The sequence below is a fragment of the Rhodococcus sp. SORGH_AS_0303 genome, from assembly GCF_030819335.1.
In the GTDB taxonomy this organism is placed as follows: Bacteria; Actinomycetota; Actinomycetes; order Mycobacteriales; family Mycobacteriaceae; genus Rhodococcoides.
In genome coordinates, this window is sequence record NZ_JAUTBO010000001.1 from 3,574,608 (window position 1) to 3,598,449 (window position 23,842).

Consider the following 23,842-nt stretch of genomic DNA (forward strand, 5'->3'; position numbering starts at 1 on the left):
GGGAACAATCGTTTGACTCACGATGGTAGGCGGTTCCCCAGAAGGACACTTGATTCCGCACCGCGTCGAGACGTCAGACCAGCTCACGACGGTTTTACCGGGTCTGAGCTGCGGCGATGCTTTCAGTGTTCGGCATGTTCGAATCCTGCCGAGGGCACCGAAAGCCCCGCTACAGTCCAGCCATGACGCGCGCGCTCCTCCTGGTGGCAGCCCTGTTCGGCTCACTTTTCCTGTCGGTGCCGGCCGCGTCGGCAGCACCGTCGACAACCTGGCTCTGCCGGCCCGGCACCGCGGATCCGTGTGGTGGTGGCACCGACGCCCCTGTCGACTGCTTCTACGTCTACCCCACCGCCTCTCTGCAACCGGCGCAGTCGGCGAACCTCGACACATCCCCCGAACTCGCCTTCGCCGCGGCGGCGCAGGCCCGCCCGTTCGGCTACGTGTGCAACGTCTGGGCTCCGGTCTACCGTCAGGCCACGCTGCTGAGCCTCGCCACGGCCGACGGTCCCGCACGCGATGCGGCACTCGCCGCGGCCTACGTGGACATCGATGCGGCGTGGACCGATTTCCTCGCGCAGCGGAACTCGGAACGCGGTGTCGTGCTTGTCGGCCATTCGCAGGGTTCACGCATGCTACGCACGCTCCTGCAGCAACGCATCGAACCGGATCCCGCGACGCGAGCGCTGTTGGTGTCCGCCATCATTCCCGGCATCTCGGTGCGGACGTCGGACTTCACCACCGTCGCCCCGTGCACGGATGTGAGCGAGACCGGTTGCGTGGTCGCGTATTCCACGTTCTCGCGCACTCCCCCACCCGACTCCCGCTACGGCGGCGACGGCATCCTCTGCACCAACCCGGCGTCGCTCGAAGCGAATGCCAGGACGCCGGTACTGGGGCCGTTGCCGAACCTCACGGCGCAGTGCGACGGTGACAACGTGCTCATGATCGACGGCCCCGGAGCCTCGGCCCTGCCCACGCTGCCGAACGCGACCTGGGGGCTGCACCTGCTGGACCTGACGATTCCGCAACAGACACTGGTCGATCTGGTGCGGTCGCAGAGCGCGGCGTTCACTGCCTGACCGCACACCGATTCCGTGAGGCGCACACCCGCTGCGGCCTGCTGGGAGGGATGTGCGCCCACCAGAGGGGGGGTGCACACCCCTACCGGGCCAGCATCTCCCGCGCACCCACCGCAGCCCCGTGCGCGCCGGTCACACGGGGTGCGCACACGCGAACCAGACCCGCACGCCGAAGCGCACACCGATTCCGTGAAGCGCACACCCGCTGCGGCCTGCTGGGAGGGGTGTGCGCTCACCAGAGGGGGTGTGCACACCCCTACCGGGCCTTGCACCGAAGCGCACACCCACCGCAGCCGCGCGCGCTCATCACCCGGGTGCGCACACGCGAACCAGACCCGTACTCCGAACCGCACACCGATTCCGTGAGGCGCACACCCGCTGCGGCCTGCCGGGAGGGGTGTACACCCACCAGAAATGGTGTGCACGCACTGCCGATCCCGTTCCGCCACAACAACTCCACCCGGCAGAGCGTGCACAGCACCCACCCCACGCGCTGCGAGACGGCGGTCACAGCGACGGACCGGCTATACTGGGTCACGCTGCTGCGCCACTGTGCGCGGCGTACGTCGTGGAATCAGCACGAATTTTTCTTACGGCGATCGGAACTGCCCACCGGCAGTCTCGCCATTCTGCGCTCCGCCACAGGAGTGCTCAGATGCCCGAAAGGCACTCGAACTCTTCATGACTTCTTCCTCCTTCGCCGACCTCGGCGTCAGTGACCGTCTCGTCCGCGCTCTCACAGCTGCCGGCATCGCGTCACCGTTCCCCATCCAGGCGGACACCCTGCCCGACACGCTGAAGGGTCGCGACGTCCTCGGACGCGGAAAGACCGGCAGCGGAAAGACTCTCGCGTTCTCCATCCCCATGGTGTCCCGGCTCGGCGAGACGTTCTCGGGCGTCCGCAAGCCCAACCGCCCGCGTGGTCTGATCCTCGCCCCCACCCGTGAGCTGGCCACCCAGATCGCTGCCGCCCTCGAGCCGCTCACCATGGCGTCGAACCTGCGCGTCACCACGATCTTCGGTGGCGTCTCGCAGGCACGCCAGGTCACCGCGCTCAGCCGCGGCGTCGACATCGTCGTCGCCTGCCCCGGTCGCCTCGAGGATCTGATGAAGCAGCGTCTGGTGACGCTGGACGACATCGAGATCACCGTGCTCGACGAGGCCGACCACATGGCGGACCTCGGCTTCCTGCCCGGCGTCACGCGCATCATGAAGGCCACACCCTCGCACGGACAGCGCATGCTGTTCTCGGCGACGCTGGACAACGGCGTCGACAAGCTGGTCAAGCAGTTCCTCACCGACCCGGTGCAGCACTCCGTCGACGAGGAGAACTCCCCCGTCGCCGCGATGACCCACCACATCTTCGAGGTGGGCGGCGTCGACGGCAAGAAGGCGCTGGTCCAGCGCCTCGCCTCCGGTGAGGGTCGCCGCATCCTCTTCATGCGCACCAAGCACCAGGCTCGCAAGCTGGCGCGTCAACTCACCGAGGCCGGCATCCCGTCCGTCGACCTGCACGGCAACCTGTCGCAGGCTGCGCGTGACCGCAACCTCGCTGCGTTCTCCAACGGCGACGCGCGCGTGCTCGTGGCCACGGACGTCGCGGCGCGCGGTGTGCACGTCGACAACGTCGAGCTGGTCGTCCACGTCGATCCGCCCGCCGAGCACAAGGCCTACCTGCACCGCAGTGGCCGTACGGCCCGTGCGGGCAGCGCCGGCGACGTCGTCACCGTCGTCCTGCCGGAGCAGCGTCGAGACCTGTCGGTCCTGATGCGCAAGGCCAAGATCGACGCGGCGCCGCAGCGCGTGACCGTCGACTCACCGGCCGTCCAGGAGCTGGTCGGCGACGTCGCGGCCTACGTCAAGCCCGCTCCCAAGGAGGCCGCACCGGCTCCGAAGCAGCAGCAGCCCGGACGCGGACGCTCCACCCGCGGCGGTCATGCCGGCAACTCCAACGGGGGTTCGGGTCGACGTCGTCGCCCCACCACCGCGCGCAGCGAATCAGCCGGTTACCGGGGCTGATCGCCGAGCGATCCCGACGCTGAGCACCGCCGCCACGACGCAGAGACCAGCTGCGCCGAACCAGGCGGCGGTGTACTCACCGGTGGCATCGCGCACGACCCCCGCCACCACGGACGCGATGCCCGCGCCCACCTGGTGCGAGGCGAACACCCAGCCGAAGACCAGCGGCCCCTGCGTGCCGAACACCTCGCGGCACAGAGCGATGGTGGGCGGCACCGTGGCGACCCAGTCGAGGCCGTACACGACGATGAACACCACGATCGACGGGTGCAGGGCGTCGGACAGCAGCGCCGGCAGGAACAGCAGGGCGACGCCTCGGAAGGCGTAGTACGCGCCCAGCAGCAGTCTCGGATCCACCCGGTCGGTGAGCCAGCCCGACGCGATGGTGCCCACGATGTCGAAGATCCCTACCACGGCCAGCAGTCCGGCGGCCGTGGTCTGCGGCATGCCGTGGTCGTGCGCGGACGGGATGAAGTGCACCCCGACCAGCCCGTTCGTGGTGGCGCCGCAGATCGCGAAGCCCACCATCAACGCCCAGAACGTCCGCACGGACGACGCGTCCCGCAGTGCTCGGATCGCCCGCATCGCGGGATTCCCCGTGACGAGCACCGGGGCGGGCTGCTCGGTCGCCCCGTACGGCAGCTCCCCCACCTCCTCCGGAGAGTTCCGCAGAAACAGCAGGACGAACGGCACCACGGCCAGGGCACCGCCCGCCACGACGAGTGACGCCGTCCGCCATCCCGAGCTGTCGGCGAGCGCGGCGACCACGGGCAGGAAGATGAGCTGACCGGTCGCGGACCCGGCCGTGAGGATGCCGGACACGAGCCCGCGCCGCCGCACGAACCATCGGTCGGTGACCATGGCGGCGAAGACGAGTGCCATCGATCCGGTACCCAGGCCGATGAGCAGTCCCCACGTCAGCAGGATCTGCCACGGCGCGGTGACGAACACGGTGAGGGCGCTGCCCAGGGCCACGACGGTGAGGGCGACGGACGTCACCGTCCGGATGCCGAAGCGGTCCATCAGTGCCGCCGCGAACGGTGCGGTCAGCCCGAAGAGCAGCAGGTTGACACCCACCGCCGCGGACAGCACGCCGCGCGACCAGCCGAACTCGTCGGTGATCGGCACCATCAGCACCGACGGAGCGGCGCGGAACCCCGCGGCCCCGAGGAGTGCGAGGAACGCCACGGCGGCGACGATCCAGGCCCGGTGCACGCGTCTCGGGCGCGTGATCTGCACGGCGGCGTCGGAGTCGGACGTCATGGCTCACTTTCTCGTTCCGCGGGTCTCCGTCGGAACGGGAACCGGACACGCCGGTGGCACACTCGAGGGGTGAGATCCAGAACGGCCACAGGTCGCGGTACGAAGACGCTACACCCGGACGAACTCGCGACCGGATCGGTGATGACCGCCCTCGCCGTCGCGTTCTCGGTGATCGGCGCCCTCATTCCCGTGGCGGGTGCGCTGCAGATCGTCGCCATCGTCCCGTTGGCCGTCATCGCCCACCGCCACCGCCTGCGGGCACTGGCCGTCGCCGGTACCGCCGGCATGCTCGTGTCGTTCGTCGCGGGCGGGTTCGGCACCGCGCTGACGATGACGATCTCCGGAGTGCTGGCCGGCATCGTGGGAGTGAGCGTCCGACGCGGACGTGGGTTCACGTCGGTGCTCACCCTCTCGCTGCTCACCGGCGCCGTGGTGGGCGCCCTCTCCGTGCTGATGCTGCTGATCCTCAGCGGACTGCGCGAGCTGTTCCTCACCGTCCTCGACAACTCGATCCGCGGCAGCGCGGACATCGTCGGCAGGATCGCACCCGCCGAGGACGTCGCCACCGCCGTGGCCGACTACGCCTCCTTCGCCCTGGGGTACTGGTGGGTGCTCGTCTTCGTCTCGGCGCTGATGTCGACGGCCGTCAGCGGCGTCGTCGCGTGGTGGGTGCTGCGCGCCACCCTGTCCCGCCTCGGCGAGCTGGAGTCGCGGGGCGAGTTGCCCGACGTCGTGGTCACCCCCGACGACGCGGCCGCACCGCACCCCGTGCCCGTGCGGTTTACGGGCGTGACCTACCGCTACCGGGGCGGTCACGACGACGCGCTGGGCCCACTCGATCTCGAGATCGTGCCCGGCCGTTTCGTGGCCGTCGTCGGCGCCAACGGATCCGGCAAGTCGACCCTCGCTCGCATCCTGGTGGGCACCGAGCCGACGGGCGGCCGGATCGACCGGACGGGTTCCACCGGGCTCGGCCTGATCGGCGGAACCGCGATGATTCTGCAGCATCCCGAGTCCCAGATCCTCGGTACCCGCGTGGCCGACGACGTCGTGTGGGGCCTGCCGGCGGCGGCGCGGCCGACACCGGACCGTGTCGAGGCCCTGCTCGCCGAAGTGGGCCTGGCCGGGTACGGGCTGCGCGACACCGGCAGCCTGTCCGGTGGCGAACTGCAGCGCCTCGCCGTCGCCGCGGCGCTGGCTCGCGAACCACGGCTGCTTGTCGCCGACGAGGCCACCGCGATGATCGACCCCGAGGGACAGCGCGATCTCGTCGAACTGCTCGCCCGGCTCCCCCGTCGCCACGGCATGGCCGTCGTCCTCATCACCCATCGCGCGACCGAGGCAGCGCTGGCCGACGACGTCGTACGGCTGCACCGCGGCCGCCGGGTGATGCACGACCCGAACTGGATGTCGTCGACTCCGCTGCGGACGGATCCGCTGCCGCCGCCCGGACCACCGTTACTGGTGCTGCGCGGCGTCGGTCACGTGTACGACCGACGCGGTCCGTGGGCCACCCGCGCGCTCGAGGGAATCGACCTCACGGTGCATCGCGGCGAGGGGTTGCTCGTCATCGGCGGCAACGGCTCCGGCAAATCCACGCTGGCCTGGATCATGGCCGGCCTGACGAAGCCCTCCGAGGGCACGTGCGAGCTCTCGGGCAAGGCCACGTCGTCGTCCGTCGGCACCGTCGCGCTCTCGTTCCAGCACGCTCGATTGCAACTGCAGCGCCGCACCGTGTCCGAGGACATCGAGGCCGCGGGAGGAACCGACGTGGGCACCATCGACGTCAGCCGTGTCCTCGACCAGGTGGGACTCGATCGCCGCATCGCGGGCGCGCGTGTCGACGAACTGAGTGGCGGGCAGATGCGGCGCGTCGCGCTGGCCGGACTTCTGGTGGGCAAGCCGGACGTCCTGGTGCTCGACGAACCGCTCGCCGGACTCGATCCGCCGGGTCGACGGGAGATCACCGCCCTGCTCACCCATCTGCGCCGCACGGGGCTCACCCTCGTCATCATCTCGCACGACGTCGACACCCTGGCGTCCGTCCGCTCGCGCACCGTCGTGCTCGACCACGGCACCGTGGCGCCCGAGTCCACGAACGACACCATCGAACGAGGAGCGACCCGGTGAGAGGCACACTGCTCCGCGAACTTCCGCGGGAGACGTCGGTCCACCGACTCTGGGCGGGAACGAAACTCGTGGCGGTCACGCTGCTGGGCGGGTCGCTGGTGGTCTACCCGACCTGGCCGATGCTCGCCGCGGTGTCCGTCGTCCTGCTGCTCGCGGCGATCGCCGCACGAGTCCCGGTGTTCGCGATCCCCGTTCCGCCGTGGTGGCTCTGGGGACTGGTCGCGTTCGGTGCCGCGGTGAACTCGGTGGTCGGCGTCGACGCCGTGTGGATCTACTTCCGCGGCATCCTGTTCGGCGTCGTGCTGCTGTGGGCGACGCTCACCGTGGCCTGGACGACGTCGATGGCGGACATCGCACCGGCCATCGCCACTCTGTTGTCGCCCCTGCGCAGAGTCGGTGCGCCCGTGGACGAGTGGGCCGTCTCGATGGCTCTGCTGCTGCGGTCGCTGCCGATGTTGGTCGACGACGTCTACACGCTGGTGGCCGCACGCAAGCTCCGACCCCGCAAGAGCACGCGCAGCGGCAAGACGCAGGACACATTCCTCATCGACATCATGGCCGCCATCATGTCGGTGGCCATCCGGCGGTCGGCCGACATGGGCGAGGCGATCGCGGTGCGCGGCGGCAGCGGCAGCATCACGTCGGGCCGACGTCGCCCGCACGGATCCGACGCGGTCGCCCTGGTGCTGGTGATCGCCGCGTGCGCGACGGGGGTCGTACTGTCCTGACGCTCAGGAGAAGACGGTGACGAACGTGTCGACGGACTTCTCGATGTCGCCCTTGAGCGCACGCGCCACACCGGATCCCACGGGACCGAACAGGGGCGCGCCGCCGAGATCGATCGTCATCTTCAGCTCGGAGCCGTCCTTCTTCTCCGCGACGGTGAGCTTCAACGAGACCTTGACCCCGCCCTTGCCCGCGCCCTTCAGTTCGAGCTCGCGCGGCGGGGAGTACTTCTTCACGGTCCACTGCACCCGGTTCCGCATGCCCTTGACCGACACCACGGACGCCATCTGCGTGCCCTCGGACAGTTCGGCGGGCAGGTCGCCGCGCCACCCGTCGTGAATGCTGAGCCATTCCTCGTACCGCGTCAGATCGGATGCGCCGTTCCAGGCATCCTCCGCGGACAGAGGAACGATGCGGACCACCTCGAGTTTCGCCACGCCGTGAACACTAGCGCGTGACGACACCCGCGGTGGCCCGCATCGTGTCCGAACTTCCAGGACGAATCCTAGTGAGCGACCGGCTTCTCGGCGCCGACGCCGGTGAGGGATCGCACCTCCATCTCCGCCGCCTTGTCGGTGCTCTCGTTGTCCTTGCTCGTCAGCGTTCCCACGATGCCGAGGATGAAGGCGAGCGGGATCGAGACGATGCCCGGGTTCGACAGGGGGAACCAGGCGAAGTCCGAGCCCTTGATCATCGCCGTCGCCGAGCCGGACACGGCCGGGGAGAAGATGATGAGCACGATGGTGGAGATCAGACCGCCGTACATGCTCCACAGCGCGCCGCGCGTGGTGAAGCGTCGCCAGAAGAGCGAGTACAGGATGGTCGGCAGGTTGGCCGCCGCGGCGACCGCGAAGGCCAGCGCCACGAGGAAGGCGATGTTCTGTCCGTTGGCCAGGATGCCGCCACCGATGGCGAGGATGCCGATGACGACGGCGGTGATGCGGGAGACCTGGACCTGCTTCTTGTCGTCGACCTTGCCCTTCTTGATGACACCGGCGTAGATGTCGTGAGCGAAGGACGCGGACGCCGTGATGGTGAGGCCGGCGACGACCGCGAGGATCGTCGCGAAGGCGACCGCCGAGATGACGCCCAGCAGGATCACCCCGCCGAGTTCGAACGCGAGAAGCGGTGCGGCAGCGTTCTGTCCGCCGGCCGCGGCGAGGATGCGGTCCGGTCCGACGATGGCGGCGGCGCCGTAGCCGAGCACCAGCGTGAAGAGGTAGAACGCACCGATCAGCGCGATCGCCCAGACGACGCTGCGACGGGCTTCCTTGGCGGTGGGCACCGTGTAGAAGCGCATGAGCACGTGCGGCAGGCCGGCGGTGCCGAGCACCAGGGCGATACCGAGCGAGACGAAGTTCAGCTGCGACGTGGCCGAGCCGCCGTACTGGGCGCCGGGGGCGAGAACGTCACGCGCGGCGACGGTCTCGGAGACCGAGTCGCCGACCATGGTCTGCGCGCTGCCGAGGATCTCGGACAGGTTGAAGCCGAACTTGGCCAGCACCATCACCGTCATGAGACCGGCACCGGCGATGAGCAGCGCGGCCTTGATGATCTGCACCCAGGTGGTGCCCTTCATACCGCCGACGAGGACGTAGACGATCATCAGGACGCCGACGACCGCGATGACGATGGACTGTCCCGTGCGATCCGAGATGTCGAGGAGCAGTGCGACGAGGCCGCCGGCTCCGGCCATCTGCGCGAGCAGGTAGAAGAACGACACCGTGAGTGTCGACAACGCGGCGGCGGTACGCACCGGGCCCTGCTTGAGGCGGAAGCTCAGCACGTCGGCCATCGTGAACTTGCCGGTGTTGCGCAACATCTCGGCGACGAGAAGCAGGGCGACGAGCCACGCGACGAGGAAGCCGATGGAGTACAGGAAGCCGTCGTAACCGTAGACGGCGATGGCGCCCGCGATGCCGAGGAAGCTCGCCGCGGAGAGGTAGTCACCGGCGATGGCGACACCGTTCTGCGGTCCGGAGAAGCCGCCGCCCGCGGTGAAGAACTCCGCGGAGGTGGCGTTCTTCTTGCTGGCCTTGATCACCACGGCCATGGTCACGATGACGAAGACCGCGAAGATCGAGATGTTGACGAGCGGGCTGCCGACGGTCTCGGCCTCGATCGTCTGCTGGGCCAGGAACTGCTGCGCGGCAGAGTAGGTGGTCACTGGAGGGGTCCTTCGAGTTCGTCGCGGATCTTCGCGGCACGGGGGTCGAGCTCACGGTTCGCGAACTTCACGTAGATGCCGGTGATGGCGAACGTCGTCACGAACTGTCCGAGTCCGAGCAGCAGTCCGACGTTGATGTTGCCGAAGACGCGGGTGGCCATGAAGTCGTGTGCGTACGCCCCGAGGAGCACGTACGTCGTGTACCAGATGAGGAAGAAGGCGGCCATCGGGAAGACGAAGCCGCGCAGGCGCTTCTTGAGTTCCTGGAACTCGGGCGTGGCCTGCATGTCGACGAAGTCCTGGGGGGACGGGGTCCGGGGTTCGGGGTGTGCGCCCGAATGGGGTTGTGCGGTGGTCACGGGTGCTCCTACGTGTCGGGAGATACTCGGATGACGGTAGTGAGACCACCATCACACCGATACGGCGTGGCGCCGATCACACGCCGAGCAGCGCGCCGGTGCGCCGAACGGTCTGCCGGGCGGGACGAACGGTCGTGCCGCTCACTGCTTGCGCAGTCGCTCCACGCCCAGACCGAGGCGTTCGGGTGCGTGCATGGCCGACATGATGCGGCCGATGTCCAGCGGTATCGAGGACCGAGTCGCCAGCGACACCGTCACCATCCCGGCGAAGGCGAGGGGCACGCTGACCGCCGCCGGGTAGCCGACGATCGCCGCGGCCCACCCACCCAGGAGCTGGTCGGACACCCCGCCGAGCACGGCGAGGGATGCGGCGGCCGTGGAGACCCCGCCGCCGACGATCAGCCCCGCGGCGGCCCCGGCGGCGGTGAGACCGCGCCACCAGATGCCGAGCACCAGCAGCGGACACAGCGTCGACGCCGCGACGGCGAACACGAGCCCGACGGTGCGGGAGAGGTCGAGCGTCACCAGCCCGACCGACAGCAGCAGCGGACCGGTGCCGGCCACGATCGCGGCGATCCGGAAGTCGCGTACCCGGCCGCGCAGGACGTCGGTGCTGAGCACTCCGGCGATGGTCACCAGCAGTCCCGACGACGTGGACAGGAACGCCGCCATCGCGCCCGCGGCGACGAGTGCGGCGAGCAGCAGCCCCGGCACCCCGTCGATGGCCGCCGACGGCAGCAGGAGCACGGCCGCGTCGGATGCTCCGGTGATCAGCAACTGGGGAACGTACAGGCGTGCGAACACACCCAGCACCGTCGGGAACAGGTAGAACACCGACAGCAGACCCACCACGGTCAGCGCCGTCCAGCGGGCCGCCGGCCCGTCCGGGTTGGTGTAGAAGCGCACGAGGACGTGGGGCAGCCCCATCGTGCCGAGGAACGTGGCGAGGATCAGCGAGTACACCTGGTACAGCGGGAAGGGACCACCGAAACCGTTGCCGGGCGAGAGCCAGTCGGAGCCCTCGACCGGTGCGCCCGCCACCACGGGGACCGGCGATCCGGCCTCGAGTTCGAGCACCGTGCCCGACTGCAGGGTGTGGTCGCCCGCGTCGAGTGTCGTCGGTCCGTCCACCGCGGCGCCGTCGACGGTGCCGCGGACCACGACGTCGAGGTTCTCCTGCACCTGCACGACGACGTCGGTACTGATGTCGACAGTCGTGGCGGTGTCCACGGACGGCGGTGCGGGAGTGCCCATCTCGCGCGGATCGGCCGCGAAATGCACCGCGAGCACCAGCGCCGGTACCGCGACGGCCGTCAGCTTGAGCCAGTACTGGAACGCCTGGACGAACGTGATGGAGCGCATGCCGCCGCCGACCACGTTGAGGATCACGATCACCCCGATGACAGCCGCGCCGACCCAACTGGGAACGCCGAGAAGGATGTTGAGGGTGAGCCCGGCGCCCTGCAGCTGCGGGACGAGGTACAGCGCGCACACCCCGGCGACCACCAGCATGGCCAACGTGCGGAGCCGCGCCGAACCGAGGCGGAACTCGGCGAAGTCCGGCACCGTGTACGCACCGGACCGTCGCAGCGGCGCCGAGACGAACAGCAACAGCCCGAGATACCCGGCCGTGAAGCCCACCGGGTACCACAGTGCGTCGGCACCGTACTTGGCGATCAGGCCCGCGACCCCGAGAAACGATGCGGCCGAGAGGTACTCACCGGACACGGCCGCGGCGTTCCACCGCGGACCCACGCTACGGGAGGCGACGAGGAAGTCGGAGGTGGTGCGCGCCAACCGGACTCCGTACGCGCCCACCGCGACCGTGGCCACCGCCGAGAAGATGACGGCGAGCACCGTGGGGACGGACACCATCAGCGCGTGCCGGACGTGAGAGCGCCGGCCATCAGTCCTCCACCAGTTCGGTGAACTCCTGCTCGTTGCGCTCGGCCGAACGGACGAAGAGGTACCCGGCGACCAGCAGGACCGGGTACGCGGCGACGGCGAGTGCCCACCACGGAACCCCGATGCCGGCGATGCGTGCGGTACCCGCGGCCGGCGCGAACACCCACACCAGCGGGACGATGCCGAGGATCAGGACGACGACGGCCGCGGTGCGCAACGCGAGCGCCAACTGTGCGCGGACCAGGCCGTTGATCATGGCCTCGCCCACCTCGGTCTGCTCCTGGACCTCCACCCGGGTGCGCACGATGCGTGCGCCGCGGCGCTGGGCCAACACCACCTTCTCTCGCTGCGCCGCCATCTCAGGAACGGTGCTGTCCGGCGAGTGCCGCTCGTGGGCCGCGGACGAGCCGATCGCGGAGTTCGCGGGTGTGGCGGCGGCTCACCGGGAGCTCGACGGGTGGGCAGGCACCCGTGCCGCGCAGGCAGACCACCAGTCCGGACCCGACGGTGCGGGTCCCCCCGACCTGGCCGACGGACACGAGGTACGACCGATGGACGCGCAGGAATCCGTGGTCGGCCCAGCGGGACTCCAGCGTCGAGAGGGCGATCCGCACCAGGTGGGTGCCGGTCGTCGTGTGCAGCCGGGCGTAGTCGCCCTCGGCCTCCACCCAGACGACGGTGGATCGCGGCACCATCGTCGTCACACCGCCGAGCTCCACCGGGATCACGTCGTCCTGGTCGCTGCGCCCCGCGGGACCCGGTACCGCGCCGGACCTCTTGTCGACGACGCGGCGGACAGCGTCGGACAGGCGCTGGTCACGGATCGGCTTGAGGAGGTAGTCGACGGCCCCGATCTCGAAGGCGGCGACGGCGCGATCGTCGTGGGCCGTCACGAAGACGACCGCCGGCGGTGAGGCGAAGTTGCTCAGCACTCCGGCCAGTTCCATGCCGTCGAGTCCGGGCATGTCGATGTCGAGAAAGACACCGTCGACCGGCGCGTCGCGCAGGATGCGCAGCGCCGTGGTGGCGTCGCTCGCGCCCTCGACCGATCCGACCGCCGGGTGGCGGCGCAGCAGGTAGACGAGTTCGTCCAGGGCCGGCCGCTCGTCGTCCACGGCGAGCAGCCGCAGGGGCCGGTCGGCAGCGGCGGGCGTGGTCGCCTCGGTGGCATGGGTGGGGCTCATGGCGTCTTCATCGTGCCATGTCGCGCGCGCACGTCAGGGCCGGATGCCTGCCCGAAATTTCGGGATCCGCATACTCACCTTGGTGCCGGCGTCCGGCGCGGTCTCCACCACCAGGCCGTAGTCGTTGCCGAAGGCGGCGCGCAACCGGTCGTCGACGTTGGCGAGTCCGACGTGCACCCCCTCCTCCGATCCCAGGTCGCCGGAGCGCAGCAGTTCCGGATCCATGCCGACACCGTCGTCCTCGATGCTGATGGCCGCGTCCGTACCCGCGTCCGCCGCGATGACGGTGATGCGGCCGCGTCCCCGGCCGGCGACGCCGTGGCGCACCGCGTTCTCGACGAGGGGCTGCAGCGCCAGGAACGGCAACACCACTCCCAGTACCTCGGGAGCGATCTGCACCGTCACGTCGAGGGAGTCACCGAAACGCGCGCGCTCGAGCGTGAGGTACCGGTCGATGTTGCGGAGCTCGTCGGAGAGCACCGTGAACTCCCCCGCCGTGCGGAACGAGTAGCGCGTGAAGTCGGCGAACTCGAGGACCAGCTCGCGCGCACGATCGGGATCGGTCCGCACGAACGACGCGATGGTCGTCAGGGCGTTGTAGATGAAGTGCGGGCTGATCTGGGCGCGCAGCGCCCGGACCTCGGCCCGGTCGAGGCGTGCTCTGCTCGCGTCGAGTTCGGCCAGCTCGACCTGCTCGCCGACGTACCGCGCGACCTCGGTGCAGGCCCCGAGAAGACCGGGACCGGGTTCCTCCAGCGTGACCACGCCCAGCACGCAGACCACGCCGGCGCCCTCGGTGAGGACCGGCTGCACCACCACCGAACGTGCCGGGGCGTCCGCGGTCGCGGCGGTGCGCAGCAGCACCCGACGCTCGGTGTCGACGGCGCGGCGGGCGACCACGGGGAACTCGTCCAGGGTCCCGTCGACGGGACCGTCGTGGCCCAACACCGTCCCGTCCGGTCCCGCCAGGACGACGGCGGCGGCGCCGGTCAGTGTGCGCAGGTGCGGCGCCGCCTCCGACGCGGACGCGGCGTCGAGGCCCCGCCGCAACGGGCGTGCCGCGAGCGATGCGGTGTGCAGCGCGGCGTGCACCGCGCGTTCGGTGGGCGTGGTCAGCGGGCGCGTCCCCCGGCGCGTGATGACGACGACCGCACCGGCGACGACCGCGGCCATCACCAACAGGACGACCGCCGTGGTGGCTGTCACGGCACCTGGTCACACGTGTTCGTCGGTTGTCCGGTTCCCTCGAACCGCTGGGTGATCCAGTCGATGCCCTCGATGTTGGCGGCCGAGTCGGCGTGGCCCTGGTCCGCCCGGACCCGGTAGTCGATGACGTCGCCCTGCGCGCACGCTCGGCGGGACGCGTCCTCGGTCCACTGCGGCAGGATGAGATCGTCTCGCGAACCGACCAGCACCATCATCGGCGCCGCGGCCCGCCCCTGCGGTAGGGCGTTGTCCGACAACCACTCTCGAATGGCGGCGTACGCTTCCGGCGAGCTGGGGCGCACGTCGTCCGGTCCGATGGATCCCGCGGCCGTCAACTTGCCGGCGGCCAGGGGTCCCGTGCAGGCCAACAGGACGTCCTTGTTCTCCAGCAGTCCGCCGCTGAGGAAGTCAGCGTCGGTGTACTCCGGATGGTCCACGAGGAAGCCCTCGACGACGAACGGCATGATCGCCTTCTGGGGCAACGTGAGCTGCCCCAGTCCGGACTCCGGGGCGATCGGGCTGATGTCCGCGGCCGGGGACAGGTTGGCCGATCCCAGGAACTCGAGCCCGTCGCCGTACTCCGCGGCCATCTCGGCGGCGGCCCAGGTGGCCTGCCCACCCTGCGACACGCCCAGCGCCGCCCAGCGAGTCCCGCTGCCGGGCGCCACGTTCCGCGCTGCGCGGACAGCGTCGATGATGTCGTGGCCGGCCGACGGGGCGTTCAGGTACGGATGCGGATCGTCGGTTCCCAGGCCCTCGTAGTCCGTCACCGCGACGACGGCGCCGCGTTCGAGCATCGGCGTGACCAGGCCGATGGAGCCGAGCAGATTGGGATAGAGGGACGGTGCGCACTCGTCGGTCACACCCGTCGTGCCGTGCCCGACGGACACGACCGGCCATCCCCCCTCGGGCGGTGCGCCGGCCGGGACGAACACCGTGCCCGTGACGTCGACACCGCCGCCGTCCACCCCGGACGTCGAGCGGTACGTGATGCGGTGCGCCGTGGCGCCGAGATTGGTGACCGCCTGGTCGACCTGACCGAGGAGCACGTCGGCGACCAGCGAGCCGCGCTCGTCGCCCGTGGGGGCAGGAGAGCGGGGTGCCGCGTCGGTGGTCGCGTCGTTCCCCGGGGTGGGCGCGGGATCCGAGGACGCACATCCCGACAGCATCAGCATCGACGCCGCCAGTGCCGATCCCAGCAGGACCGGGACCCTGCCGCGCAGTCCTGGTCTCGAACCGATCCTGCACACGTTCACTCTCGACCTCTTTCCGCCATGAATCGCTGCAACCGTGTCTCGGTGGCGGCCTGCTCGATGTCGAGCCCGTCCAGAACCGCGGCGAGAACCTCGTCGTCGAGGTCCCCCGCGTCGCGTGCGGCGAGCAACGCCTCGCGCTGTCGCCGCAGTGCGGTGCGCCGCCATCGATCGAACACCGCGCCGGAGGACCGCGCCCGCGCGGCCCTCTCCTGATCGTCCTCGTCCTGCTCCGTGCGGAGTCGGCCCAGCATCACGCGGCGCACCCGATCGACGACCTCGGCGGCCTCGGTTCCCTCGACCTTCGTCATCGCCTCGTCGAGCGACTCCTCGACCGCACGGCGGGCGATCTGCCGAGCGAGTGCGCGCTGCTCGTCGAGATGCCGGGCCTCGTCCGGGTCGGAGATGTCCAGCCGTCGGATCACCATCGGCAATGTCACCCCCTGGATGAGCAGGGTTCCGACGGCCACGGTGAAGGCGATGGCCTGGATGACTCCGCGCCCCGGGAAGTCGTCCCCCGCGAGGGTGGTGAAGGGGACACCGGCGGCCGCCGCGAGGGTCACCACTCCGCGCATCCCGGCCCAGGACAGGACGACGTTCTGGCGCCAGGTCAGTTCCGCGTCCTCGGTCGATCGAGCCCGGTGGTAGACGCGTCGCAGCGCCGAGCCGGCGAACAGCATCACCGGACGCACTGCCATGACGAGCGCGAGGACCAGAAGTCCGTACAGGAAGATGTGGTGGACGGGCAGCCCCTCGCGGCTGATGTCGTCGATGACGAACTTGAGCTGCAGGCCCATGTAGGCGAAGACGAAGGTCTCGAGGAGCAGATCGAGCGTCGGCCAGACGTGCCGCTCCTGGATTCGCGTCGGGATCGCGTCGCCGCTGCGCGCCGAACCGAGCACGAATCCGGCGGTGACGACGGAGAGCACACCCGAGGCGTGGATCTGCTCCGCGGCGAGGTAGGCGGTGAAGGGAACGAGGATGCCCAGCACGGTCTCCAGCGCGCTGTCCGCCATACGGCTGCGGACGAAGCGCACGAGTCGGCTGAGCACGTATCCCACGGCGACGCCGCCCACGACCTCGTAGACGAAGAACAGGAGCGGCGAGTCGATGCCGACCCGGCTTCCCGTCACGGAGGCGACGGTGATGGTGAACAGGGTCAGCGCCGCCGCGTCGTTGACGAGTGATTCGCCGGTGAGGATCGCCATCATGCGCGCGGGCAGACCCAGCTTGCGCCCCACGGCCACCGCGGCGACGGCGTCGGGCGGCGCGACCACGGCGCCGAGGACCAGGGCGGCGCCCAGTGTCAGCTCCGGGACGAGCCAGTACGAGAAGTACCCCACCGAGACGGTCGTGACGACGACGAGACCGACGCCGAGCCGGACGATGGAGCGGAAGTTGTGCGCGAAGGAGCGGAACGAGAAGTTCAACGCTGTCGAGTACAGCAGGGGCGGAAGGATCACGCCCAGAAGGAGTTCGGGTTCGAGAGCGGGACGCGGCAGCCCGGGGACGAACGAGGCGAGCGACCCGACGGCGACGAGAACGAGGGGCACCTGCAGATCGAGGCGCTTGGCGAAGCCGGCGATGACGACGGCCCCGACGATCACCAGAAGCAGGAGCCACCCGTCCATCGACTCGACTACCGCGCGGGTCTGCTACTTCTCGGGGATCGCCTTCTTGGCGGCGTCCTGGACCTTGTCGATCTTGTCGGCGTACTTGCCCTGCGTCTTCTTGTCGGCGAAGTCCGCTGCCTTGTCCACGGCCTTCTCGATCTTGTCACTGTTCTGAGCGGCGGCCTTCTTGCCCTGGCCGATCAGCTTCTTGAGGTTGCCCACGAGTGCCATGGTCGTCACGATACCGCGCCGGACCACCAACGCCGGTGCGGGAGAGGACGCGCGAGATCGACACGCTGGCCCGGCATCGGCACCACCACCGAGATCCGCTCCGCCTCGGCGGCCGTCAGCAGCCGCTCCACGGGTTCGGACCACGGGTGGAACGCGAGGTTGAAGGTCGCCCAGTGGACGGGCACGACGATGCCGGAGGACGGGGTGCCCTGTTGCAGGTCACCGTGCGACCGCGCCGCCTCCTCGGGGTTCATGTGGATGTCCGGCCACCGGTCGTCGTAGGCACCGACGGGAAGCAGGGTCACGTCGAACGGACCGAGCCGCGCGCCGATGTCCGCGAACGCCTCGGTGTAGCCGGTGTCGCCGCCGAAGAAGGCCCGGTGCTCCGGACCCACCACCGACCACGACGCCCACTGCGTGGTGTCGCGCACCAGGGACCGGCCCGAGAAGTGTCGTGCCTCCAGGCACGTGACGGTGAGCGATCCGATGCGGACGTCGTCGTTCCAGTCGAGCTCGACGATCCGGTCCTCGGGAACCTTCCAGCGGCGCAGATGGGCGCCCACCCCCAGCGGCACCAGGAACGGCGCCGACTGCGACGTGAGCAGCGTGGCCACCGTGTCACGGTCGAGGTGGTCGTAGTGATCGTGCGAGATGACGATGGCGTCGACCTGCGGAAGCGCCTCGGCCGCAACGGGTACCGGGTGCAACCTGGCCGGTCCGAGAACCCGCGACGGTGAGACCCGCCGGCTCCAGACCGGATCGGTGAGCACGCGGTGACCGTCGATCTCGACGACCACCGAGGAGTGCCCGAACCAGGTGACGGCCAGGTCCCCGGCCTCCGCCGGCGCGAGCGGGGTGGCCAACGGCACGGCGCGCTCGGGTCGTCCCGAGCGGCCGCGCGTGAGCATCGCGGCTCCGATGCTCGCCTGCTCCCCCGCCGCGACCGGCGAGCTGCTGCGTGTGTTGTGGAACTTGCGGTCCCGGTAGTGCGAGGACGCGGCGGCGTACGGACGGATGGCACCGCGTCCGGCGCCGACGGCGGACGGCACACCCCACGCCGCGCGCGCGAGCCAGGACAACCCTGCGGCGGCGAGCCCGATGGACACTGCTGCGGTGGCTGGATTCACGCCTCCGACACTAGTCCACGGTTGATGTGTACCGACTTCACAAGTATCGGCTCACGTCTGTTCCGGCAGGATGTGCTCCCCCGTCTTGTCTGTGCTCAGCGACAGCGACGAGATGTAGAGCGTCTCCCCGTTCGGCCCCTTCTTGGCCGACGCGATCATGTCCGGCCGCTCGAACTCCATGCCCGACACCGAGCACAGCAGCGTCGCGTCGGACGGGTTGCCGTACTCGTCGAACATCGGCAGGTCGATGCCGTCGTCGGTGCGCCGCAGGTAGTACTTGCCCTTGGTCGCGATCGCCAGCACGGGCGGCAGCACGATCGCCAGTACCAGCGCCACGATGGGCGAGTACGGCTTGATCGCCGGCCCGAACGCCCCGAAGAACACGAGGATGGACAGGATCGCGGACACCGCCATGGAACCGAAACCGACGGGGTTCACCGCGTAGAGCATCCCCCTGCGGAACTCCGGCACCTTCGGGGACAGCTTCAGCAGGTACTTGTTGAACACGATGTCGGAGGCGACCACCGCGATCCAGGCGATACCGCAGTTCGCGTAGAACCCGAGGATGTTGTTGAGGAAGTCGAACATGTTGGCTTCCATCAGGATCAACGCGATCGCGAGGTTGAACAGCACGAAGACCAGTCGTCCGGGGTAGGACTTGGTGACGCGGGTGTACGAGTTGGTCCACGCCAGGGAGCCCGAGTACGCGTTGGTCACGTTGATCTTGATCTGCGAGATGACCACGAGCACCACGGCGAGGGTCATGGCGAGCCAGCCCGGCATGAAGTTCTCGTAGATCTCGAGGAACTGGTGCACCGGCTCGTTGGCGATCGACGATCCGTCGACCACGTTCGCGATGAGGTACACGGCGAGGAACAGTCCGACGATCTGCTTGAGCGCACCGAAGATGACCCAGCCCGGCCCCGCGAGCAGGACGGCCGTCCACCAGCGACGCGAGTTCTCCGGCGTCTTGGGCGGCATGAAGCGCAGGTAGTCGATCTGCTCCGCGATCTGAGCGATCAACGAGAGGCAGACACCCGCGGCCAGCATGACGGATCCGAGGTTCACACCGGTGCCGGCGGCACCGTCGGCACCACCGTAGGCCATGAACTGACCGATGGAGTCGGGGTTGCTCACCACGAGATAGACGAACGGCAGCACCATGAGGATCAGCCACAGCGGGGTCGTCCACACCTGCAGTGTGGCGAGCGCCTTCATGCCGTAGATGACCAACGGGATGACCATCAGGGTGGACACCGCGTACCCGATGGGCAGCGGGATGTTCAGCCCCAGTTCGAGGCCCTGGGCCATGATCGACCCTTCGAGCGCGAAGAAGATGAACGTGAACGTCGCGAAGATGACGTTGGTGACCACCGACCCGTAGTAGCCGAATCCGCTTCCGCGCGTGATCAGATCGAGGTCGATGTTGTAGCGCGCCGCGTAGTAGGCGAGCGGCAGACCCGTCAGGAAGATGACGACGGCGAACACCAGGATTCCCCACAGCGCGTTGCCGGTGCCGTAGGAGATGCCGATGTTGGCGCCGATGGCGAAGTCCGCGAGGTAGGCGATTCCGCCGAGAGCCGACGTCGCCACGACGCCGGTCCCCCACTTGCGGTAGCTGCGCGGGGCGAAGCGCAGCGTGTAGTCCTCGAGCGTCTCCTTCAGTGCCGCCGACTGCTTCTGACTGTCGGACGTGAGCGTGGAGTCGGGTGGAACGTCTCCGAGAGCGGTCATGGTCGGGTGCCTCCGGTCGTGTCGCACGCCGTGGCGGCGCGATGCGAGATGACCGTAGGAACGCTGTGTTGCCGGACTGTACGCACTCTGTGTCGAGTGCGTTACGTGGTGCCGGGGTGTCGCCTTTGCCCGAATCGGCAGGTCAGGGACCCCGATGTCGTCACTGGCCCTGGAAGACCGGGCGTCGCTTCTCCTTGCGCGCGATCCGCGCCTCCACGGCGTCGTTGCTCGCCCAGGCGGCCGCGAACGCGTCGAGCTGCGTGGCGTTCGCCTCGTCACGTGTGCCGTCGTCGTTGAAGACGAGTTTGAGGTGACGCAGCGACAGTGGCGCCAGCTGCGCGATCTCCTCGGCCCACGCGTGCGCGACGTCGAGATCGCCGAGTTTGTTGGCCAGTCCGCACGCCAGCGCCTGCTCGGCGGACAACTGCTCGGCACCCAGGAGCACCGTCCGGGCGGGACCGCCGCCGGCCAGCGACACCAGCCGCTTGACGGTCCAGTTGTCCACGGCGATGGCCAACCGGGTGGAGGGAATGGCGAAGAAGGCGCCCGAGTCGACCACCCGCAGGTCTGCGGCGATGGCCAACTGCGTGCCCGCACCCACAGCAGGCCCGTTCACGGCGGCGATGACCGGGACCGACACCGTCTGGAGCGCGCGGTTCATCGACAGCAGCGCCTCGGGGAACTCGTCGGCGATGGCTTCGCCCGACAGATCGGCGCCCGCGCAGAAGCTCGTGCCCTCGCCGGTGATCACGACGACGCGGGTGCCGTCCGCCTCGGCACCCTCCACCGCCTCACGCACTTCGGTGCACAGAGCCGTGTTCAGAGCGTTGCGGCGCTCCGGTCGCTGCAGTTCCACGGTGAGAACCGCGCCGTTCCTGGTGATACCAATGGTCACGTTGTGTCTTCTCTCTGCGTGGAACGAAGTGTTCTGTGAGACCCCCTTACGCGAATTTACCGGGTGCGGAGCCCTGACTGGTGTACTGGACGGGTGCAACACGTCGACGTCGCAGTGATCGGTGCCGGGCAGGCCGGTCTGTCCGCGGCCTATTTCCTGCAGCGAGCGGGGCTGCGGGCATGGGACGACTACGTCGTGCTCGACGGTGCGCCGGCTCCCGGTGGGGCGTGGCAGTTCCGCTGGCCCTCCCTGACCCTCGAGACCGTCAACGGGGTGCACGACCTTCCGGGCATGGCGTTCGCGGACACGCTGGCCCCCGACGTCGACCCCGCGCACGTGCCCGCGTCGTCGGCGGTGCCCGAGTACTACGCGGCGTACGAGAAGCACTTCGCGCTGCCCGTGCGGCGGCCGGGACGGGTGTCGGTCGTCTGCGACCGGGACGAGACGACGATGCGGTACCGGGTGGAGGCCGAGCAGGGCGACGTCCACGCACGGGGCTTGATCAACTGCACCGGCACCTGGGAGCACCCGTTCGTCCCGCGCTACCCCGGCATGGAGACGTTCACGGGGCGCCAACTGCACACGCGCGACTACACCTCGGCGGAGGAGTTCCGCGGCGAGCACGTCGTCGTCGTCGGAGGCGGGATCTCCGCGGTGCAGTTGCTCGACGAGATCTCGCGCGTGACCACCACGACGTGGGTGACCCGCCGCGAGCCCGTCTTCCTCGAGCGGGACTTCACACCCGAGGTGGGCCGCGCTGCCGTCGCGCAGGTCGAGGATCGGGTGCGCCGCGGACTGCCGCCGGGATCGGTGGTGTCGGTGACCGGTCTGATCCTCACCCCCAGCTTGCGCGAGGCCCGCGATCGCGGCGTCCTGGTACGGCAGCCCATGTTCGCGGAGGTCACACCCGACGGAGTGCGGTGGGACGACGGCACCGCCACCCGGGCGGACGTCATCCTGTGGGCCACCGGGTTTCGCAGCGCGCTCGATCACCTCGCGCCGCTCCGACTGCGCGGGCCGGGCGGCGGCATCACGATGACCGGCGCGTCGGCCACTCGAGTGGCCGCGCGGCCCACCGTCCATCTGATCGGATACGGTCCGTCGGCCAGCACCATCGGCGCCAACCGTGCGGGACGCACGGCCGTGCGGGAACTACTTCAGGAGCTGGGCGAGACGTGAGTGCCGTGGTCCGTGTCGACGACCTGTCCGCCTATCGCGGCGAGCGCACGCTGTTCGACGGTCTCGACCTCACCGTCGGACCCGGCGACGTCGTCGGGCTGGTCGGCGCGAACGGCGCCGGCAAGTCGACGCTGCTCGGCCTGCTGGCGGGCACGGCGACCGGGGTCGACCACGACGGCACGGTCACGCTCACCCCGTCGGACGCCACCGTCGGCCACCTGGCGCAGGAGGTCTCCCGCGTTCCCGGTGAGACCGTCGAGATGTTCCTGCAGCGCCGCACCGGAGTGCGCGCGGCCGAGGACGCGATGAACGCGGCGGCGGAGACGCTCGGCGACGCGAGCGCGTCGGACGATCTCTACACACCGGCACTGGAGCGGTGGTTGGCGCTCGGCGGCGCCGATCTGCCCGAGCGAGCCGAGTCGGTGCTCGCCGGCCTGGGCCTGGACGCGGCGCTCGACACCGAGATGTCCGCCCTGTCCGGTGGGCAGGCGGCCCGCGCATCACTCGCGGGAATCCTGTTGGCGCGCTACGACGTCCTGCTTCTCGACGAGCCCACCAACGATCTGGATCTCGCGGGACTGGACCAGCTCGAGAACTTCGTGACGAGTACCCAGTGCGCCGTGATGATCGTCAGTCACGATCGTGAGTTCCTGGCGCGCACCGTCACCGGCATCGTCGAGCTGGACCTGGCGCAGCAGCAGATAGCGGTCTACGACGGCGGGTACGAGGCCTACCTCGTCGAGCGCGACGTGGCGCGTCGTCACGCACGGGAAGAGTTCGAGCAGTACGCCGACACCAGGTCCGGGCTCGAGGATCGCGCTCGGATGCAACGGAACTGGCTCGAGCACGGCGTGCGGAACGCTCGACGCAAGAGCAAGGACAACGACAAGGCGAGCCGGAAGGTCCGCGCCGAATCGACGGAGAAGCAAGCCGCGAAGGCGCGCCAGACCCAGCGACGCATCGAACGGCTCGACGTCGTCGAGGAGCCGCGCAAGGAGTGGGAATTGCGCATGGAGATCGCGGCGGCGCCCCGCAGCGGCAGCGTCGTGGTCTCCGTGAACTCCGCCGTCGTGGAGCGGGGGGCGTTCCGGCTCGGGCCGGTGACGGCACAGATCGACGCCGGGGACCGCATCGTCGTCACCGGCGCCAACGGCTCGGGCAAGACCACCCTGCTGCACCTGCTGCTGGGCCGCATCACGCCGACCAGTGGATCCGTGAGCATCGGCTCCGGAGTCGAGATCGGCGAGATGGACCAGGCCCGTTCGGCTTTCGACGGACCCGACTCGGTCGCCGACGCGCTGGCAGCCTCCGTTCCGGACTGGCCGGACGCCGACGTCCGCACACTCCTGGCGAAGTTCGGTCTCCGCGGACAGGCCGCCCTGCGGCCGTCGGCATCCCTGTCCCCCGGCGAGCGCACCCGAGCGGGACTCGCGCTGCTGCAGGCACGAGGGGTGAACCTGCTCGTGCTCGACGAGCCCACCAACCACCTCGACGTCCCCGCCATCGAGCAGCTCGAATCGGCACTGGAGACCTACGAGGGAACGATGCTCCTGGTCACCCACGACCGGCGGATGCTCGACTCGGTGCGCAGCACGCGCCGGTGGACCGTCGCGCAGGGCGTTCTGCACCAGGACTGAGGATTTCCCCACCCGATCGTCGCAGTTCCTGCCGATCGGCAGAATCACGCACGATCGTGTGGTTCAGCGCGCGCTCGCCCGAACAGCGCTGCCTACGGTATTGACACATCGTTGGGTTTATACAACACTTCGATA

Annotated in this window: 20 protein-coding genes; 6 read left to right on the forward strand and 14 right to left on the reverse strand. The window is 69.5% G+C overall.

The genetic code is table 11. The annotated features are described in order from the left end of the window. Nucleotides 1-182 precede the first annotated feature (182 nt). Both QE449_RS16850 and QE449_RS16855 read left to right on the forward strand, forming a co-directional pair. Entirely contained in the window at nt 183-1,079 is an 897-nt protein-coding gene (locus QE449_RS16850) for a DUF3089 domain-containing protein (RefSeq protein ID WP_027504176.1), read from the forward strand. Between the two features lie 681 nt (nt 1,080-1,760). Next, nucleotides 1,761-3,098, forward strand: a complete 1,338-nt coding sequence (locus QE449_RS16855) for a DEAD/DEAH box helicase (protein WP_051612974.1) — start codon at nt 1,761-1,763, stop codon at nt 3,096-3,098. Here QE449_RS16855 and QE449_RS16860 read toward each other — a convergent pair. Beyond that, nucleotides 3,078-4,361, reverse strand: coding sequence for an MFS transporter (locus QE449_RS16860; protein ID WP_027504177.1), 1,284 nt, complete (start codon nt 4,359-4,361; stop codon nt 3,078-3,080). The two genes, QE449_RS16855 and QE449_RS16860, sit on opposite strands and share 21 nt — an antisense overlap. A 69-nt stretch (nt 4,362-4,430) precedes the next feature. Between QE449_RS16860 and QE449_RS16865 the strand changes: the two genes are divergently transcribed. After that, nucleotides 4,431-6,491: an ATP-binding cassette domain-containing protein gene (locus QE449_RS16865; RefSeq protein ID WP_027504178.1), complete on the forward strand. Its 2,061-nt coding sequence runs from the start codon at nt 4,431-4,433 to the stop codon at nt 6,489-6,491. After that, entirely contained in the window at nt 6,488-7,219 is a 732-nt protein-coding gene (locus QE449_RS16870; protein ID WP_027504179.1) for an energy-coupling factor transporter transmembrane protein EcfT, read from the forward strand. The genes QE449_RS16865 and QE449_RS16870 overlap by 4 nt, the downstream gene beginning before the upstream one ends. A 3-nt stretch (nt 7,220-7,222) precedes the next feature. On the opposite strand, the gene QE449_RS16875 is transcribed toward QE449_RS16870, so the two are convergent. The 13 genes from QE449_RS16875 to QE449_RS16935 all read right to left on the reverse strand — a co-directional run bounded on the left by QE449_RS16875 (nt 7,223) and on the right by QE449_RS16935 (nt 20,891). After that, the gene (locus tag QE449_RS16875; RefSeq protein ID WP_027504180.1) at nt 7,223-7,654 is read right to left on the reverse strand and encodes an SRPBCC family protein; all 432 of its coding nucleotides are present in this window, start codon (nt 7,652-7,654) and stop codon (nt 7,223-7,225) included. A gap of 68 nt (nt 7,655-7,722) precedes the next feature. Further along, entirely contained in the window at nt 7,723-9,384 is a 1,662-nt protein-coding gene (locus QE449_RS16880; RefSeq protein ID WP_231476145.1) for a cation acetate symporter, read from the reverse strand. Further along, entirely contained in the window at nt 9,381-9,743 is a 363-nt protein-coding gene (locus QE449_RS16885; protein WP_027504182.1) for a DUF485 domain-containing protein, read from the reverse strand. Before QE449_RS16885 ends, QE449_RS16880 begins: the two co-directional genes overlap by 4 nt. A 141-nt stretch (nt 9,744-9,884) precedes the next feature. Beyond that, nucleotides 9,885-11,618: a cation acetate symporter gene (locus QE449_RS16890; protein ID WP_027504183.1), complete on the reverse strand. Its 1,734-nt coding sequence runs from the start codon at nt 11,616-11,618 to the stop codon at nt 9,885-9,887. 31 nt (nt 11,619-11,649) lie between these two features. Next, a complete protein-coding gene (locus QE449_RS16895) occupies nt 11,650-12,006 on the reverse strand; it encodes a hypothetical protein (protein ID WP_027504184.1) in 357 nt (118 codons plus the stop codon). 1 nt (nt 12,007) lies between these two features. Next, nucleotides 12,008-12,832, reverse strand: coding sequence for a LytTR family DNA-binding domain-containing protein (locus QE449_RS16900; protein ID WP_051612976.1), 825 nt, complete (start codon nt 12,830-12,832; stop codon nt 12,008-12,010). Between the two features lie 33 nt (nt 12,833-12,865). After that, nucleotides 12,866-14,005: a sensor histidine kinase gene (locus QE449_RS16905; protein ID WP_037184426.1), complete on the reverse strand. Its 1,140-nt coding sequence runs from the start codon at nt 14,003-14,005 to the stop codon at nt 12,866-12,868. Nucleotides 14,006-14,034: 29 nt separating this feature from the next. Continuing rightward, the gene (locus QE449_RS16910; protein WP_051613065.1) at nt 14,035-15,213 is read right to left on the reverse strand and encodes a lipase family protein; all 1,179 of its coding nucleotides are present in this window, start codon (nt 15,211-15,213) and stop codon (nt 14,035-14,037) included. 77 nt (nt 15,214-15,290) lie between these two features. Beyond that, complete coding sequence (locus QE449_RS16915) at nt 15,291-16,922, reverse strand: Na+/H+ antiporter (RefSeq protein WP_027504188.1); 1,632 nt, start codon at nt 16,920-16,922, stop codon at nt 15,291-15,293. A 24-nt stretch (nt 16,923-16,946) separates the two neighbouring features. Further along, complete coding sequence (locus tag QE449_RS16920) at nt 16,947-17,135, reverse strand: antitoxin (RefSeq protein WP_027504189.1); 189 nt, start codon at nt 17,133-17,135, stop codon at nt 16,947-16,949. A gap of 5 nt (nt 17,136-17,140) precedes the next feature. Next, nucleotides 17,141-18,262 carry an MBL fold metallo-hydrolase gene (locus QE449_RS16925; protein WP_231476150.1) on the reverse strand — a complete coding sequence of 374 codons (1,122 nt, stop codon included), beginning with the start codon at nt 18,260-18,262 and terminating at the stop codon, nt 17,141-17,143. Nucleotides 18,263-18,313: 51 nt separating this feature from the next. Then, entirely contained in the window at nt 18,314-19,996 is a 1,683-nt protein-coding gene (locus tag QE449_RS16930) for a cytosine permease (protein WP_051612977.1), read from the reverse strand. 160 nt (nt 19,997-20,156) lie between these two features. Further along, nucleotides 20,157-20,891 carry an enoyl-CoA hydratase gene (locus tag QE449_RS16935; protein WP_027504192.1) on the reverse strand — a complete coding sequence of 245 codons (735 nt, stop codon included), beginning with the start codon at nt 20,889-20,891 and terminating at the stop codon, nt 20,157-20,159. 93 nt (nt 20,892-20,984) lie between these two features. Here QE449_RS16935 and QE449_RS16940 point away from each other — a divergent pair, with 93 nt between their 5' ends. Next, a complete protein-coding gene (locus tag QE449_RS16940) occupies nt 20,985-22,070 on the forward strand; it encodes an NAD(P)-binding domain-containing protein (RefSeq protein ID WP_307109210.1) in 1,086 nt (361 codons plus the stop codon). Continuing rightward, nucleotides 22,067-23,707, forward strand: coding sequence for an ABC-F family ATP-binding cassette domain-containing protein (locus QE449_RS16945; protein ID WP_056446899.1), 1,641 nt, complete (start codon nt 22,067-22,069; stop codon nt 23,705-23,707). Before QE449_RS16940 ends, QE449_RS16945 begins: the two co-directional genes overlap by 4 nt. Nucleotides 23,708-23,842: the final 135 nt, after the last annotated feature.

Bases quoted from the DNA above. Each gene is read 5' to 3' on its own strand.
- QE449_RS16920 (WP_027504189.1), bottom strand. From the start codon at position 17,135: ATGGCACTCGTGGGCAACCTCAAGAAGCTGATCGGCCAGGGCAAGAAG.
- QE449_RS16855 (WP_051612974.1), top strand. From the start codon at position 1,761: ATGACTTCTTCCTCCTTCGCCGACCTCGGCGTCAGTGACCGTCTCGTC.
- QE449_RS16860 (WP_027504177.1), bottom strand. From the start codon at position 4,361: ATGACGTCCGACTCCGACGCCGCCGTGCAGATCACGCGCCCGAGACGC.
- QE449_RS16895 (WP_027504184.1), bottom strand. From the start codon at position 12,006: ATGGCGGCGCAGCGAGAGAAGGTGGTGTTGGCCCAGCGCCGCGGCGCA.
- QE449_RS16905 (WP_037184426.1), bottom strand. From the start codon at position 14,005: ATGGCCGCGGTCGTCGCCGGTGCGGTCGTCGTCATCACGCGCCGGGGG.
- QE449_RS16930 (WP_051612977.1), bottom strand. From the start codon at position 19,996: ATGACCGCTCTCGGAGACGTTCCACCCGACTCCACGCTCACGTCCGAC.
- QE449_RS16915 (WP_027504188.1), bottom strand. From the start codon at position 16,922: ATGGACGGGTGGCTCCTGCTTCTGGTGATCGTCGGGGCCGTCGTCATC.
- QE449_RS16850 (WP_027504176.1), top strand. From the start codon at position 183: ATGACGCGCGCGCTCCTCCTGGTGGCAGCCCTGTTCGGCTCACTTTTC.
- QE449_RS16890 (WP_027504183.1), bottom strand. From the start codon at position 11,618: ATGGTGTCCGTCCCCACGGTGCTCGCCGTCATCTTCTCGGCGGTGGCC.
- QE449_RS16900 (WP_051612976.1), bottom strand. From the start codon at position 12,832: ATGAGCCCCACCCATGCCACCGAGGCGACCACGCCCGCCGCTGCCGAC.
- QE449_RS16910 (WP_051613065.1), bottom strand. From the start codon at position 15,213: ATGCTGATGCTGTCGGGATGTGCGTCCTCGGATCCCGCGCCCACCCCG.